Source organism: Butyricicoccus porcorum (assembly GCF_051246315.1).
In the GTDB taxonomy this organism is placed as follows: domain Bacteria; phylum Bacillota; class Clostridia; order Oscillospirales; family Butyricicoccaceae; genus Butyricicoccus_A; species Butyricicoccus_A porcorum.
The window spans coordinates 2,272,425-2,285,711 of the sequence record NZ_CP178353.1 but is presented as its reverse complement, the minus strand read 5'-3'; the positions used below and the strand labels follow the sequence as shown (position 1 = coordinate 2,285,711).

22 protein-coding genes are annotated in these 13,287 nt (G+C 52.1%); all 22 read left to right on the top strand.

Going from position 1 to position 13,287, the window contains the following annotated elements; genetic code table 11:
• Nucleotides 1–8: 8 nt before the first annotated feature.
• The 22 genes from ACLM7Z_RS11285 to ACLM7Z_RS11180 all read left to right on the top strand — a co-directional run bounded on the left by ACLM7Z_RS11285 (nucleotide 9) and on the right by ACLM7Z_RS11180 (nucleotide 13,249).
• Entirely contained in the window at nucleotides 9–440 is a 432-nt protein-coding gene (locus ACLM7Z_RS11285) for a hypothetical protein (protein WP_435645063.1), read from the top strand.
• A complete protein-coding gene (locus ACLM7Z_RS11280; RefSeq protein WP_435645062.1) occupies nucleotides 428–688 on the top strand; it encodes a hypothetical protein in 261 nt (86 codons plus the stop codon). Before ACLM7Z_RS11285 ends, ACLM7Z_RS11280 begins: the two co-directional genes overlap by 13 nt.
• Nucleotides 689–733: 45 nt before the next feature.
• Entirely contained in the window at nucleotides 734–1,105 is a 372-nt protein-coding gene (locus tag ACLM7Z_RS11275; RefSeq protein WP_435645061.1) for a DNA methyltransferase, read from the top strand.
• A 142-nt stretch (nucleotides 1,106–1,247) separates the two neighbouring features.
• Complete coding sequence (locus tag ACLM7Z_RS11270; RefSeq protein WP_435645060.1) at nucleotides 1,248–1,943, top strand: virulence protein; 696 nt, start codon at nucleotides 1,248–1,250, stop codon at nucleotides 1,941–1,943.
• A 114-nt stretch (nucleotides 1,944–2,057) separates the two neighbouring features.
• Nucleotides 2,058–2,978, top strand: a complete 921-nt coding sequence (locus ACLM7Z_RS11265) for an amidoligase family protein (protein ID WP_435645059.1) — start codon at nucleotides 2,058–2,060, stop codon at nucleotides 2,976–2,978.
• A 29-nt stretch (nucleotides 2,979–3,007) separates the two neighbouring features.
• Entirely contained in the window at nucleotides 3,008–3,493 is a 486-nt protein-coding gene (locus tag ACLM7Z_RS11260) for a gamma-glutamylcyclotransferase family protein (protein ID WP_435645058.1), read from the top strand.
• A 176-nt stretch (nucleotides 3,494–3,669) separates the two neighbouring features.
• Nucleotides 3,670–4,257 (top strand): hypothetical protein, encoded by a 588-nt coding sequence (locus ACLM7Z_RS11255; protein WP_435645057.1) that lies wholly within the window; start codon nucleotides 3,670–3,672, stop codon nucleotides 4,255–4,257.
• Nucleotides 4,250–4,636, top strand: coding sequence for a hypothetical protein (locus tag ACLM7Z_RS11250; protein WP_435645056.1), 387 nt, complete (start codon nucleotides 4,250–4,252; stop codon nucleotides 4,634–4,636). Before ACLM7Z_RS11255 ends, ACLM7Z_RS11250 begins: the two co-directional genes overlap by 8 nt.
• A 44-nt stretch (nucleotides 4,637–4,680) precedes the next feature.
• Nucleotides 4,681–5,154 carry a phage terminase small subunit P27 family gene (locus tag ACLM7Z_RS11245; protein WP_435645055.1) on the top strand — a complete coding sequence of 158 codons (474 nt, stop codon included), beginning with the start codon at nucleotides 4,681–4,683 and terminating at the stop codon, nucleotides 5,152–5,154.
• A 1-nt stretch (nucleotide 5,155) separates the two neighbouring features.
• Complete coding sequence (locus ACLM7Z_RS11240; RefSeq protein WP_435645054.1) at nucleotides 5,156–6,784, top strand: terminase large subunit; 1,629 nt, start codon at nucleotides 5,156–5,158, stop codon at nucleotides 6,782–6,784.
• Between the two features lie 15 nt (nucleotides 6,785–6,799).
• A complete protein-coding gene (locus ACLM7Z_RS11235) occupies nucleotides 6,800–8,071 on the top strand; it encodes a phage portal protein (RefSeq protein WP_435645053.1) in 1,272 nt (423 codons plus the stop codon).
• 1 nt (nucleotide 8,072) lies between these two features.
• Nucleotides 8,073–8,897, top strand: a complete 825-nt coding sequence (locus tag ACLM7Z_RS11230) for a head maturation protease, ClpP-related (protein ID WP_435645052.1) — start codon at nucleotides 8,073–8,075, stop codon at nucleotides 8,895–8,897.
• Nucleotides 8,898–8,949: 52 nt separating this feature from the next.
• Nucleotides 8,950–10,155, top strand: a complete 1,206-nt coding sequence (locus tag ACLM7Z_RS11225; RefSeq protein ID WP_435645051.1) for a phage major capsid protein — start codon at nucleotides 8,950–8,952, stop codon at nucleotides 10,153–10,155.
• A gap of 24 nt (nucleotides 10,156–10,179) precedes the next feature.
• The gene (locus tag ACLM7Z_RS11220; RefSeq protein ID WP_435645050.1) at nucleotides 10,180–10,494 is read left to right on the top strand and encodes a head-tail connector protein; all 315 of its coding nucleotides are present in this window, start codon (nucleotides 10,180–10,182) and stop codon (nucleotides 10,492–10,494) included.
• Between the two features lies 1 nt (nucleotide 10,495).
• Nucleotides 10,496–10,822 (top strand): phage head closure protein, encoded by a 327-nt coding sequence (locus ACLM7Z_RS11215; RefSeq protein ID WP_435645049.1) that lies wholly within the window; start codon nucleotides 10,496–10,498, stop codon nucleotides 10,820–10,822.
• A 4-nt stretch (nucleotides 10,823–10,826) separates the two neighbouring features.
• Nucleotides 10,827–11,204 carry an HK97 gp10 family phage protein gene (locus ACLM7Z_RS11210; RefSeq protein ID WP_435645048.1) on the top strand — a complete coding sequence of 126 codons (378 nt, stop codon included), beginning with the start codon at nucleotides 10,827–10,829 and terminating at the stop codon, nucleotides 11,202–11,204.
• A 1-nt stretch (nucleotide 11,205) separates the two neighbouring features.
• Complete coding sequence (locus ACLM7Z_RS11205; protein WP_435645047.1) at nucleotides 11,206–11,526, top strand: hypothetical protein; 321 nt, start codon at nucleotides 11,206–11,208, stop codon at nucleotides 11,524–11,526.
• 3 nt (nucleotides 11,527–11,529) lie between these two features.
• Complete coding sequence (locus ACLM7Z_RS11200) at nucleotides 11,530–12,111, top strand: major tail protein (protein ID WP_435645046.1); 582 nt, start codon at nucleotides 11,530–11,532, stop codon at nucleotides 12,109–12,111.
• Nucleotides 12,108–12,482 (top strand): hypothetical protein, encoded by a 375-nt coding sequence (locus ACLM7Z_RS11195; RefSeq protein WP_435645045.1) that lies wholly within the window; start codon nucleotides 12,108–12,110, stop codon nucleotides 12,480–12,482. The genes ACLM7Z_RS11200 and ACLM7Z_RS11195 overlap by 4 nt, the downstream gene beginning before the upstream one ends.
• A complete protein-coding gene (locus ACLM7Z_RS11190) occupies nucleotides 12,479–12,643 on the top strand; it encodes a hypothetical protein (RefSeq protein ID WP_435645044.1) in 165 nt (54 codons plus the stop codon). Before ACLM7Z_RS11195 ends, ACLM7Z_RS11190 begins: the two co-directional genes overlap by 4 nt.
• 91 nt (nucleotides 12,644–12,734) lie before the next feature.
• Nucleotides 12,735–12,974 (top strand): heavy-metal-associated domain-containing protein, encoded by a 240-nt coding sequence (locus tag ACLM7Z_RS11185; protein ID WP_435645043.1) that lies wholly within the window; start codon nucleotides 12,735–12,737, stop codon nucleotides 12,972–12,974.
• Nucleotides 12,975–13,114: 140 nt separating this feature from the next.
• Nucleotides 13,115–13,249: a hypothetical protein gene (locus tag ACLM7Z_RS11180; protein ID WP_278308576.1), complete on the top strand. Its 135-nt coding sequence runs from the start codon at nucleotides 13,115–13,117 to the stop codon at nucleotides 13,247–13,249.
• Nucleotides 13,250–13,287 lie beyond the last annotated feature (38 nt).

Genomic DNA, 13,287 nt, shown 5'->3' with positions numbered 1-13,287 from the left:
AGTTTGATATGTGCTTTTTCGGACATAGGGATACACCAGATAGTATCCGGGTAGAGCAGGAGGAAACCATCCGGCAGCTTATTGCAGAAAATCCCGATGTTGAATTCATGGTCGGTAATCAGGGCCATTTTGATGGGCTTGTACTCTCGACACTTCGTAAATGCAGAGAAGACTATCCGGCTCTGAACTATCATGTTGTTTTGGCCTACATGCCGGGACAGAAAGAGGAATACTGGCCCTACAAGGATGGTGAGACTTTCTACCCGGAAGGGCTGGAAAGTGTGCCTCGCCGGTTTGCAATCGCTCGCCGGAACGACTGGATGCTGCGAGAATCAGATACTGTCGTGGCCTATGTTCGTTTCTTTGGAGGCGGCGCAGGTCAATTTGTAGAAAAAGCAAAGCGTCAAAAGAAGAAGGTAATAAATCTATGTTCGGATTAGGTAAAAAGAAAAAGTTGAGAGACGACCTTCCTGCAATAGACATCAGGAAGAAACCGGTCAAAGGCTTCTTTGGAAAAACCAAATTAGTACCTGCGTCCAAGAAAGAACAGAGACAGATTAAAGCCAAACTGATGGAGCGGTATCCAGACCGTTGGTTTGTTGATGACCTTAATGAATGGAATTCTGTCGACAAACTAAAATGGATAAATAACATTGAAGAGTATCTGGCGGCGACCGAGGATTTCTAAACCTTTTAATTTTGCCATACCTTTTAATTATTCCTAATAGGCAGCTTGTTCCGGTCAAACCGGTTATGGCTTTCCAGACAATCACATAACGAAAAAGGACTTCTAACAGACCAAAAATCTGCTGGAAGTCCTTATTTTTGCCCTTTTCGGTACTTGTACACCGGGAAGGGCCTTTTTCTTTGTATCAAAGATAACGTCTTGATAGACCCGTTCCTTGGCTCCGGCTCTACACTGATCGCCTGTGAGGAAACCGACCGCGTGTGTAGGGGCATGGAGCTTGACCCGAAATTTATGGATGTCATCGTCAAACGATATATCGGGCATCAGGATGGCAGGTATGACGATGTGTTTGTCCTGCGTGAGGGGCAGAAGCTGCGGTTTGATGAGCTTGCAACCGTGGAAGCCGAAACAGAGTGAGAAAATCTGTCCGGTCTGGCATAACTGTGTAGGTTACACAACAAAAAACGCACATATTTGGCGGAAATTCGGACAGAAACAGCTGGATATTATGTTTTTTCAGAGCGATACTACACGTACCAAAAAACAGGAGGTTTTGAATATGACATTGCATTTTCATGCGACGGGAGCAGAGCGCAAGCGGCTGGCGCACGCGATTGGCGAGTTGATCGGAGAAAAGCCGATTTACCAGTTCATGCCGACCTGCGCGTATCAAATCGGCGGCTTTGTGCTGGACAGGGAAGGAAATCTGCATTGCGATGACGGCACAGAACTCGACAGTCTGCTTGATGCGCTGGAAAAACAGGGCTTTATCGCCGAAAGACCGGAGCAGCAACATTCAGCCGCAGCAGAACCGGCGAATGGTCTGGTAATCCGGCTGCCGAGAGATGGTTTTACCGATACCGCGATGAACAATCTTTATCGCTTACTTGCGTCCAAAGGAACGCTGATCCGCAAAGCACTGGGTGTTGATGCGCTGCCGGTTGAAGTCACGGACACGTGCATTTCGTTTCCATGGTTCCACGGCGAGCTGGACGATGCTTCTGTTCAGGCATATATCCATTTTGTCACAGCGCTCGCTGACATGGCGAAGAAACAGAAGCGTGTGAACGCAGGATCCGGTGAGCCGGAAAATGAGAAGTATGCGTTCCGCTGCTTTCTCATCCGGTTGGGCTTTGTCGGGAGCGAGTACAGGAACGAGCGCAGAATCCTACTCCAAAATCTTTTTGGAAATTCAGCATTTAAGAAGGATAACCGGGCAAAACAGCAGCAATCGTGTACAACATACACAGCGTAATCTACACATATTTGGTGCATTTATGATGGTATTTTCCTTGCTATTATCCGCGATAAGAGCGAATATACACATGCCGAAAGGAAAACGCAAAAAGACATAAAGGAGACATACATCATGAATGAAAAGACCAGAGTACAGATTGAGAACATGAAGAAGCAGACCATTGGCGTTGAGATCGAATTCAACGGCATGACACGGGAAAAGGCCGCCGGAGTAGTTGCAAAGCACTTCGGCACCGAACCCTACTACGCGGCGGCGGAATACGGCTACATGACCTGGGCCTGCCACGACAACCTCGGCAGAGTGTGGAAAATTCAGCGGGACGTAAGCATTGAAGGGCCGGACAGCGAAAAGTGCGAGCTGGTCACACCGATTCTTACATATGACGACATAGAGCCCCTCCAGCAGATTGCCAGAGAGCTTCGGCACGCAGGCGCAAAGAGCTGTCCCTCCCGCGGATGCGGCGTGCACATCCACATCGGCAAGGGCGACCACACGCCGCAGAGCCTGCGCAATCTGGTGAACATCATGGCGGCGCATGAACAGCAGATTGCCCGGGCAATCCGGCTGGATTCCTACCGCCAGAGAAGATACTGTCAGATTGTCGACCGGGATTTTCTGAACCGGCTCAACACCAGCAAGCCGAAAACCTTTGAAGCGATGCAGCGGCTCTGGTACAACGGCATGGATGGCAGCCGCCAGCATTACAATTACAGCCGGTACCACATGCTCAACCTTCACGCGACATGGAGCAAGGGAACGATTGAATTCCGTCTTTTCCAGTTTGCAGAGGCGGGCAACGGCAGAAAGGGCGGCATTCACGCCGGTGAACTGAAAGCATACATCCAGCTTTGCCTTGCAATGAGCGAGCTTGCCAAGGAACTTCGGTACGCAAGCCCCAAGCCGCAGCAGACTGAGAACGAAAAGTACGCATTCCGCTGCTGGATGCTCCGGCTGGGCTTCATCGGCAAGGAATTTGCAACAGCAAGAGAAATCCTGCTGCGGAACATGGAAGGCAATGCGGCATGGCGTTAAGCCTGCCGCAAGAAAGGAGAGACATTTTCATGAAGTATTACTTAGCGTATGGCAGCAACCTGTCGGTCAGGCAGATGCTGCACCGATGCCCCGACGCGGTTTATGTGGGCACAGCGGAAATTCCGGACTATCAGCTGCTGTTCAAAGGCAGCAAGACCGGAAATTACCTGACAATTGAACCTAAACCAGGGTACCGGGTTCCGGTTGTGGTGTGGAAAATCAGCGACAGCGATGAGCGGTGTCTGGATATCTATGAAGGCTGCCCGCGTTTCTACTATAAAACCACGATGGAGGTCACCGTTCACTCGCTGCTGGACGGCAAGCCAATAGGTGCAGTTGATGCACTTATTTACATCATGCACGAAGACCGTGAGCTGGGATGCCCGACAGGGCGTTACTTCGATGCGTGTCTGGAAGGATACCAGCGGTTTGGCTTTGACCCGCGCTGCCTCGGACGGGCGCTGACGGACAGTGTCGATCGGAAAACCGCGAAGCGATTTCTGGAGCAAAGTTAAGAAAAAGTCGCAAAATATATGCGCAGGCAGCCCTCTGGGGCTGTTTGCCGTTTGCACAGAGTTCAGGCTTGCCGCTGGGCAGGTCTTTCTTTTTACCCATTCACGCAGGATGAACCAGCGTTTGTCCGGCGTTTTACATAGATCAGCATTCATTTTGAAGGAGAAAGGACATTCGGATGAAACAACACAGCAAACACATCTCTGCCATTGCAAGACTTACCGTCGCAGTTGCCGCGGCACTTGTTATTGTCACGGCGCTGACCGGATGCACGCAGGCCGAAAGCTCGTCTGACGTGGCAAAGCAGCAGTCTGTACAGGACACACTGTCACGGAATCAGGCAACGCCCACGGATATTGACTATTCACTGGAACGGTATAACCTGATTAAGCGTGCGTATTGGGTCAACGGCCAGCGCGAAAAGGCACTGGCGCTGCCGTGTGCGGTGGAAAAGCCGCTGGGATATATCGTGCTGCTCTCAGACAACGGCGCCGTGTTTGGGCGCTATGTGGTGGACGGCAAGGTCACATCACTCAACAGCTTCCTGTCGCCGGACAGCGAGTATTATGAAATTACGGGCGAGTATTATTGCGAAAATGACTGGCTGGCGGATGTAGACGGCAGCTTCGGAGAGAATGACAGCGGCATCTTTTTCTTCACGCCGGACGGCAATTACTATGAATGGACCGGCGCATACCTGTATACCGACGTGCCGGTGGAAGTAGATGACCCGGTCATTCATGTGGAGGGTACAGCTGATGAGTAAAACAGGAAAAGTGCTGCTCAGCGTGCTGGTTGTCCTGCTGGCCGGCTTTGGCATCTTCGCCGCAACGCCCACCGGTCTGGCACTGCTGAACAGCTATGGCTTTGCCATGCAGAAAACCGATGATGCGACCAGCTATCAGACCGTCAAAAAGGTCGAGGATACCTGCCGTGCAATGCAGGCGAGCTATGAAGCGGACAAAGTGTCCTATGAGCAATACCGGTTCAACCCGGATGAAGAAAAGCAGGGCTGGGCAGAGCAGGCAAAGCTACGGGCAAACCGCACCGCGGCAAATTATAACGAGTATATCCTGAAAAACAGCTTTGTCTGGAACGGCAATGTTCCGACGGATATTGCAATGGAATTGCAGTATTTGGAGTAAACGCGCACATTTTTGAACTTTTCTTAGAAAGGAGGGCGCTGAGCATGGCAACCAGAGGAAGAAAACCGACACCCACTGCAATCAAGCTGCTGGAGGGGAATCCGGGGAAGCGTCCGTTGAATGCCAACGAGCCAAAACCGGCGAAAAAAGCGCCCTCCTGTCCCAAATGGCTGGAGCCGGAAGCCAAGAAGGAATGGCGCCGTTTGGCGAAGCAGATGGAACAGATCGGCATCCTGACGCAGGTAGATATGGCGGCATTTGCCGGCTACTGTCAGGCGTATGCGCGGTGGAAGGAAGCGGAGGAATTTATCACCCAGCATGGCACGATTGTCAGAACGCCGTCTGGTTACTGGCAGCAGGTGCCGCAGGTGTCCATTGCACAGACGTATCTAAAACTAATGAACCGGTTTGCCGAGCAGTTTGGACTGACACCGGCATCCAGAAGCCGGATCATTGCGGCGGACAGCAACACGGATACACAGGACGAAATGGAAGCATTGTTGGAGGGAAGCAGCTGAAATGGCGGAAGCAAGACCAAAGGATTATCCAAAGCTCAAACAGTACACACCGACCCGGTTCATGCTGCCGACCTCACACTACGACAGAGCAAAAGCGGATCGCGCCGTGAAGTTTATCGAAAACCTCCGGCACACCAAAGGAAAATGGGCGGGTACACGCTTCTGGCTTCTGCCGTGGCAGGAACAGCTGATCCGGGACATTTTCGGCGTGGTAAAACCGGACGGGAAGCGCCAGTTCCGCACCGCTTTTGTCGAGATCCCGAAGAAAAACGGCAAGAGTGAGCTTGCCGCCGCGGTTGCGTTGTATCTGCTGTATGCGGATAACGAACCGAGCGCAGAGGTATACGGTGCGGCGGCAGACCGGCAGCAGGCATCCATTGTCTTTGATGTGGCAAACCAGATGGTGCAGATGACGCCTGCGCTCATGAAGCGAAGCAAGATTATGGGCGCAACCAAGCGCATTGTCAATTACAGCAATGCGGGTTTTTATCAGGTGCTTTCCGCAGAAGTCGGAACGAAACATGGGTTAAATGTGTCCGGACTGGTCTTTGACGAGCTGCACGCACAGCCCACGCCGCACCTCTACAATGTCCTGACCAAAGGTTCCGGTGATGCGCGAGAACAGCCGTTGTTTTTCCTGATTACCACTGCCGGTACGGATCGAAACAGCATTTGCTATGCGATACATACCAAGGCAAAGGACATTCTGGAAAACCGCAGGGTGGATGCATCGTTTTATCCTGTGATTTATGGCATTGAGGATGATGATGACTGGTCGGATGAAGAAAATTGGAGAAAGGCAAATCCGTCGTTGGGATACACGATTCCGATTGAACGCGTCAGGGACGCTTATCGGGAAGCGTCGCAGAATCCGGCAGAGGAGAATGTGTTCCGACAGCTCCGGCTGTGCCAGTGGGTGACCAGTACAGTGCGCTGGATACCGGAACACATTTATGAGAAGGGCAACCGTCCGATTGATTTGGAGAGCCTGAAAGGGCGCGACTGTTATGGCGGGCTTGACCTCTCCAGCTCCGGTGATATCACCGCGTTTGTCCTGATGTTCCCGCCGTGCACCGAAACCGAACCGTATTATATGCTTCCTTTTTTCTGGGTGCCGGAGGATACGATCCCACTGCGGGTAAAACGGGCATCTGTTCCATATGATGTCTGGGTCAGGCAGGGGTATCTGATGTCAACCGAGGGCAATGTGATTCACTATGGATTCATTGAAAAGGTGATTGAACAGCTCGGCGAGCTGTACCACATTCGGGAAATCGCGTTTGACCGCTGGGGCGCGGTGCAGATGGTACAGAATCTGGAAGGTGCCGGGTTTACCGTTGTCCCCATCGGACAGGGATACAGGGATATGAGTCCGCCGACAAAAGCCTTTTATGAACTGCTGATGAAGGGGGAAATCATCCACGGCGGCAATCCGGTGATGCGCTGGATGGCGGGAAATGTGGTAGTGGAAACCGACCCGGCAGGCAACATCAAGCCGACGAAAGCAAAATCGGCGGAGAAAATTGACGGCATTGTTGCGGCGATTATGGCGCTCGACCGCTGTATCCGGAATGCGGGACAGCAGGGAAGTGTTTATGATGCCCCGGAGCGGGGACTGCTGGTGTTTTGACAGAGGAGGACTGAAATGGGATTTTTGAAATGGCTCGGATTGGGCAGGCCGCGGGATGCGCCGCCGGTACAGGACAATGTGCGGGATTCTTCCGGCACATTCCTGTTCGGCACGGCAAACAGCGGAGAGCGCGTGGACGAAAAATCTGCCCTGCAAATTTCCACGGTGTACGCCTGTGTCCGCCTGCTGGCAGAGACCATTGCCAGCCTGCCATTACATCTGTACTGCTATATCGATGACGGAAAGGAAAAAGCAACCGACCATCCGCTGTATAAGCTGTTGTACCGGCAAAGCAACCCGGAAATGACCAGCTTCGTCTTTCGGGAAACCATGATGACGCACTTACTGCTATGGGGCAATGCGTATGCACAGATTATCCGGGACGGGCGGAACAACATTCTCGGACTGTATCCGTTACTGCCGGAGAATGTAGAGGTCGACCGGAATGAAAACGGCGAGCTGTACTATATCTATCACGCCTATACGGACGATGTGCCGGGTGAGCGCGACAAAGATATCTATTTCCGGCGGGATGAAATCTTTCACATTCCGGGCCTTGGCTTCAACGGTCTGGTTGGCTTCAGCCCGATTGCCATGATGAAAAACAGCCTCGGCACAACGCTTGCGGTAGAGAAATATGGGGCGTCCTTTTTCAAGAATGGCGCACAGCCGTCCGGTGTGCTGGAGCATCCCGGCGTGTTAAAAGACCCGGCAAAAATTCGGGAGAACTGGTCTGCTGTCTATGGCGGCGCAAACAATGCGCACCGGGTTGCCGTGCTAGAGGAGGGGCTTCAATACAAGCCGATTTCTCTCCCACCGGAGGATTCACAGTTTCTGTCCACGAGGGAATTTGGCGTGGAGGAAATCTGCCGTATGTTCCGTGTGCCGCCGCATCTGGTGCAGAGTCTGAAGCACGCGACGTTCAGCAACATCGAGCATCAGGCGATTGACTTTGTACAGCACAGCATCACGCCGTGGGCGGTTCGGTTTGAACAGGCAATCATCAAAGACCTGCTGTTGGAAACAGAACAGGACAGTTATTTCCCGAAATTCAATCTGGATGGACTGCTCCGCGGCGATTACCAGAGCCGCATGAACGGCTATGCCACCGGCTTTTCCAACGGCTTTCTGTCTCCGAATGACATCCGGCGGCTGGAAAATATGGATCCGATTCCGGACGAAATGGGCGGGAATTTCTATATGGTGAATGGAAGCTATGTACAGTTGAAGGATGCGGGAATTTACGCGAAAAACGGACAGGCAAAGACAGAGGAAAGGAACAGCTGAAATGAAAAAATTTTGGAACTGGCTTCGCAACAGTGAGGGGGAACGCACGCTCCGTCTGGAAGGCCCGATTGACGAGGACTCTGTCTGGGGCGATGAAATCACGCCGAAGGCGTTCCGCGCGGAGCTGGAGGAGGACACAGGCGATATCACGGTTTGGATTTGCAGTCCCGGCGGGAATGTCTTTGCCGCGGCGGAGATTTACACAATGCTTCGGGAGTATCCGGGCACTGTGACGGTCAAGATTGATTCCATCGCGGCATCCGCCGCCAGCGTGGTTGCGATGGCAGGAGACCGCGTGCTCATGAGTCCGACCGGAATGCTTATGATTCACGATCCCAGCACCATTGCCATGGGCAACAGCGAGGATATGCGAAAGGCAATTGATGTGCTCAATGAAGTGAAAGAGTCCATTATTAACGCATATATGGCGAAAACCAAGCTTTCCCACGCCAGAATTGCCAATCTTATGAGCAATGAGACGTGGATGAACGCGAAAAAAGCGGTCGAGCTTGGATTTGCCGATGGAATCCTGTTTGAGGATGCTGATTCGGATGACGATCCGGACGAGGAAGAAGACACCGATGAGGACGATGATGAAAAACCTTTGCGGATGGAAGCACAGCTGTATTCCACGCGCCGGATGGGACAGGCGATTCTGAACCGGCTCGGTGTGAGCGATCAAGTACAGCAGAAGCCTGCGGACACAACTCTTGAAAAACCTGACGGAGGAGTTCCGCCTCAGCCCACCATTGGCATGGATGGCACAACCGAGGACGGAAGCGTACCATATTTGATTTTACAAAAGCAGCTGGAATGCCTGAGATAAGCTCAGTGTTCCGGCTGTCTGTATTTTTACGATAATGTATGGAGGAAAGGCAATGAACAAGATTTTAGAGCTGCGCAGCAAACGCAATACGCTCTGGGAACAGACGAAGGCATTTTTGGAGGAGCATCGCGGCGAGAACGGGCTGGTTGCATCGGATGCTGTGGAGCAGTACGACAGGATGGCACAGGAGGTCAAAGACCTGGGTGCAGAAATTGAACGTCTGGAACAGCAGGCACAGATAGATGCACAGCTGGCGGCACCCACTTCCAGGCCTGTATCCGGCAAGCCGATGATTACGACAAAGGAAAAGCCGGTCACTTGTACCGGCACGAAGGAATATACCGAAGCATTCTGGAATATGATCCGCAACCGCGGCAATTACGGCGAGGTACACAATGCCCTGTCTGTCGGAGAAGATTCCGAGGGCGGCTTTACTGTGCCGGACGAGTTTGAACGCAAGCTGGTGGAGGCACTGGAGGGCAACAACATCTTCCGCGGCATGGCAACGGTCATCCGCACCAGCTCGGGCACGCGCAAAATCCCGATTGCCGAGGACACCGGAGAAGCCAGCTGGATTGATGAGGGCGAGGAAATCCCGGAGAGTGATACCACCTTTGGACAGACCATGCTGTCTGCGTACAAGCTGGGCACAATGATTAAGATTTCGAATGAACTGCTGAATGACTCGGCATTCGACCTCGCGTCGTATATTGCGCGCCGTTTTGGTGTGCGCATGGGCAATGCGGAGGAACGCGCGTTTATTACGGGCGACGGCGTGGGAAAGCCGCTGGGTCTGCTGGACGATGCCGGCGCAAAGGTCGGTGTCACCGCCGCAAAGACAACCGCAATTTCCTTCGATGAGGTTTTCCAGCTGTATTATGCACTCAAAGCGCCGTACCGCAAGAAAGCGGAATTTCTGTGCAATGAGGCGCTGGTGCTCCAGCTCATGACGATCAAGGACAACAACGGGAATTATATCTGGAAGCCCGGTCTGGATATCGGCAAACCGGATACACTGCTCAACCGTCCGCTGAAGACCTCTGCATTTATGCCGGAGGTGACGGCGGGCAATAAGGTCATGGCATTTGGCGATTACAGCTATTACTGGATTGCTGACCGCCAGAACCGCACGTTCCGCCGCCTGAATGAGCTGTATGCCCGCACGGATCAGGTGGGCTTCCTGACCACCCAGCGTGTAGACGGCAAGCTGATCCTGCCGGAAGCGGTGCAGGTGCTCCAGATGAAGGCAGGGGCATAACACCTGAGAAAGGAGGACGCTGACATGGCGCTGATTTCACTGGAGGAAGCAAAAACCTATCTCCGGGTGGATGCGGGTGACGAGGACGCTTTGATAGGCGTCCTCTTATCCTCTGCGGAAAAGCTGTGTGCAGATGTGGCGCGTCTTTCGGAGGAGCAATGGAGCGCAGTGAACGGAACAGATGACAGTGAACAGCTCACTTCCCTGCGGGCTGTACTGCGCGTGGCAATTTTGTACACGCTCGGATATTTGTATGAGCACCGCGAACAGGCAGATCATCATGCACTCACACTGACCCTGCGAAACCTGTTATTTTCTGTCCGGGAGGGGATTGTCTGATATGGAAATTGCAAACATGAACGAACGCATTACGATTCAAAAGAGCAGTATGGTGGCTGACCACATCGGCAACCATACGCTGAAATGGTTTGATTATTACTACTGCTGGGCGCGTGTGGACAATGTGTCCGGCAAGGAATTCTGGGAAGCGGCACAGCACAATGCGCAGGATTCCCTGTATTTTACCATTCGGTATTTCAGTCCGGTGCACGATCTTGATACCACGCATTATCGTGTGAAATTCCGCGGACAGATTTACAATATTACGTTTATAGACCATTCACAGTATAAAAATAAAATGCTCCGACTGATGGCGGAGCGGCAATGACGCTATGGCAAAGAAAATAACAGTTGACCGGTTGTCTGATGAAATCATGGACGCGCTGGAGGAATACAGGGAGATGACGGATGAGGTGGTGCAGACAGCTGTCGATACCGTTTCCAAAGAGACGAAAAAGATTGTACAGGCAGGCTCGCCTGTACAAACCGGCGGATACCAAAAGGGCTGGGCGGTAAAGAAAACCTCTGCAAAAGCCGGACAGGTCAGCATCACCGTCTACAACCGAAAGAAGCCTGGGCTTACCCACCTGCTGGAAAAGGGACACGCCAAACGCGGCGGCGGGCGTGTCGCGGGACAGCCGCACATCGCTCCGGCGGAGGAATACGCCGTCGGCGAGCTGGAAAACAAAATCAAAAGGGGACTGAGCTGACGTGCTTTCCTATGAACAGATTACAGACCTGCTGGATCAGACCGGTCTGCCGTTTGCCTATCATCATTTTTCGGAAGGGGAATCGCCCGATCCGCCGTTCCTTGTGTATCTGACACCCGGCAGTCACAACTTTTCGGCGGACGGTATGGTCTATTATCGGGTCGATCAGTTGGATATCGAACTGTACACAGACAAAAAACAGCCGGAGCAGGAAGCAAAGCTGGAAGCTGTACTGGATGAAGCCGGGATGTTTTACGACAAAACAGAGCGTTTTATCCAGTCGGAACAATTATACGAAGTGCTGTATGAGATGGAGGTGTAGAGCATGGGAAACAAAGTAAAATACAACCTGAAAAACGTCCATGCCGCCAAGCTGACAGAAACGGTCACGGAAGGTGTGACATCGTTTGCGTATGCCAAGCCGCAGGCCATTCCCGGCGCGGTCAGCATCAGTCTGGACGCAGAGGGCGAATCCAGTCCGTTTTATGCGGACGGCATTGTATATTTCCGTTCGGCAACCAATAACGGTTATTCTGGTGATCTGGAAATTGCCTTGATTCCGGAGTGGTTCCGCACGGACATTTTACAGGAAAAGCTGGACAAAAATGGCGTACTGGTGGAAAACAGCACAGTCGCAGAGAGCGTAAAATTTGCCCTGCTGTTCGAGTTCGAAGGGGACATCAATGCCATCCGGCATGTGCTGTACAATTGCAGTGCATCGCGCCCGTCAATTGAATCGGAAACAAAGGAAGATACCATTGAACCGGGAACAGAAAAGCTGTCCATTACGGCAGACCCGCGTTCGGATGGTCTGGTCAAAGCGCGAACAGGGGATACAACCGATCAGACGGTGTATGACGGCTGGTATCAGTCAGTCTATTTGCCGACAGAGGAGGATGCAGGATGATAAAACGAGAAATCGAAATCTGCGGCAGAATGGTGCCGTTTCGATCTTCCGCTACGGTGCCGCGCCTGTATCGCGCCAAGTTCAAGCGCGATATTTTTAAGGACCTCAGCAAGCTGGAAAGCTCGTATAAAGGGAATACCGAAAACGGAGATGTATTTCAGATTGAAGATTTGGAGATCTTCGAGAATGTCGCATATATCATGGCATATCACGCGGACAATTCGATTCCGCAGGACATCAACGACTGGCTTGACCAGTTCGACATGTTTTCGATTTATGAGGTATTGCCGCAGATTCTGGAACTCTGGGGCGATAACATGCTGACAGATGTGACGGCAAAAAAAGAATTGGCAGAAGTGAACGGGAAATGACCACGCCGCTGTTCCTTCTGCGCTGTGTGGAGCTCAGCATTTCCGTCCGCGATCTGGATTTGCTGACCATCGGGTTAGTGCTGGATATGTGGACGGAAAAAGCCAATGACGGTGTGAAATATAATCGCATTGCGACGCAGGAAGATTTTGATAAGTTTTAGCTATCTGTCAGAAAAGGCGTTTTGAAACGGGCACTCATCTTTTGTATAAAACCATTGGGCAACACGCATACTGACGTTGAGGTGAACGTGAATGTCAAAAGCAAGCGCCTATTTTACGCTGGACGGCTTAAGCGATAAGCACGATGTAAAAGCAATCAAGCGGGAACTGGACACTCTTCCGGGGGTGCTTTCCGTCAGCGTCAGTGATGACTCCAAACGAGTCGCTGTGGACTTTGATACCACAGGCGTGCAGACTGACCGCATCGGAAAACGGCTTGAAAAAATGGGGTATCAGATTCGTGATACCAAAACGGAAAACCATGTGATGTAGGAGACAGACAGATGCCAGAGACACAGGAAAGCAAAAAAGCAGAGGGCAACAAACCGCTGAAAAACCACAATCCGAATGAACAGCACAATGTCAAAAAAGAAGCACTCGGTCCCAATACCAGACGATAAGGAGGACATGCCATGCCGAAGGACAGCCAGCCCGATCCGAAGGAAGTCAGAAAAGCAAAAGCGAATGGACAGACACCCCTGACCCGTGAAAATCAGAATCACAACAGGAACGCCAAAAAGAAGTCCATTCGGAATAACGATGTATGATACAGCCCAGTTCGCGCAGGGCGCAGTGTTCATGCGGG

Excerpts from the sequence above, each read along its gene's own strand:
- ACLM7Z_RS11285 (WP_435645063.1), top strand. The coding sequence starts at position 9 with ATGTGCTTTTTCGGACATAGGGATACACCAGATAGTATCCGGGTAGAG.
- ACLM7Z_RS11280 (WP_435645062.1), top strand. The coding sequence starts at position 428 with ATGTTCGGATTAGGTAAAAAGAAAAAGTTGAGAGACGACCTTCCTGCA.
- ACLM7Z_RS11270 (WP_435645060.1), top strand. The coding sequence starts at position 1,248 with ATGACATTGCATTTTCATGCGACGGGAGCAGAGCGCAAGCGGCTGGCG.
- ACLM7Z_RS11265 (WP_435645059.1), top strand. The coding sequence starts at position 2,058 with ATGAATGAAAAGACCAGAGTACAGATTGAGAACATGAAGAAGCAGACC.
- ACLM7Z_RS11260 (WP_435645058.1), top strand. The coding sequence starts at position 3,008 with ATGAAGTATTACTTAGCGTATGGCAGCAACCTGTCGGTCAGGCAGATG.
- ACLM7Z_RS11255 (WP_435645057.1), top strand. The coding sequence starts at position 3,670 with ATGAAACAACACAGCAAACACATCTCTGCCATTGCAAGACTTACCGTC.
- ACLM7Z_RS11250 (WP_435645056.1), top strand. The coding sequence starts at position 4,250 with ATGAGTAAAACAGGAAAAGTGCTGCTCAGCGTGCTGGTTGTCCTGCTG.
- ACLM7Z_RS11245 (WP_435645055.1), top strand. The coding sequence starts at position 4,681 with ATGGCAACCAGAGGAAGAAAACCGACACCCACTGCAATCAAGCTGCTG.
- ACLM7Z_RS11240 (WP_435645054.1), top strand. The coding sequence starts at position 5,156 with ATGGCGGAAGCAAGACCAAAGGATTATCCAAAGCTCAAACAGTACACA.
- ACLM7Z_RS11235 (WP_435645053.1), top strand. The coding sequence starts at position 6,800 with ATGGGATTTTTGAAATGGCTCGGATTGGGCAGGCCGCGGGATGCGCCG.
- ACLM7Z_RS11230 (WP_435645052.1), top strand. The coding sequence starts at position 8,073 with ATGAAAAAATTTTGGAACTGGCTTCGCAACAGTGAGGGGGAACGCACG.
- ACLM7Z_RS11225 (WP_435645051.1), top strand. The coding sequence starts at position 8,950 with ATGAACAAGATTTTAGAGCTGCGCAGCAAACGCAATACGCTCTGGGAA.
- ACLM7Z_RS11220 (WP_435645050.1), top strand. The coding sequence starts at position 10,180 with ATGGCGCTGATTTCACTGGAGGAAGCAAAAACCTATCTCCGGGTGGAT.
- ACLM7Z_RS11215 (WP_435645049.1), top strand. The coding sequence starts at position 10,496 with ATGGAAATTGCAAACATGAACGAACGCATTACGATTCAAAAGAGCAGT.
- ACLM7Z_RS11210 (WP_435645048.1), top strand. The coding sequence starts at position 10,827 with ATGGCAAAGAAAATAACAGTTGACCGGTTGTCTGATGAAATCATGGAC.
- ACLM7Z_RS11200 (WP_435645046.1), top strand. The coding sequence starts at position 11,530 with ATGGGAAACAAAGTAAAATACAACCTGAAAAACGTCCATGCCGCCAAG.
- ACLM7Z_RS11195 (WP_435645045.1), top strand. The coding sequence starts at position 12,108 with ATGATAAAACGAGAAATCGAAATCTGCGGCAGAATGGTGCCGTTTCGA.
- ACLM7Z_RS11190 (WP_435645044.1), top strand. The coding sequence starts at position 12,479 with ATGACCACGCCGCTGTTCCTTCTGCGCTGTGTGGAGCTCAGCATTTCC.
- ACLM7Z_RS11185 (WP_435645043.1), top strand. The coding sequence starts at position 12,735 with ATGTCAAAAGCAAGCGCCTATTTTACGCTGGACGGCTTAAGCGATAAG.
- ACLM7Z_RS11180 (WP_278308576.1), top strand. The coding sequence starts at position 13,115 with ATGCCGAAGGACAGCCAGCCCGATCCGAAGGAAGTCAGAAAAGCAAAA.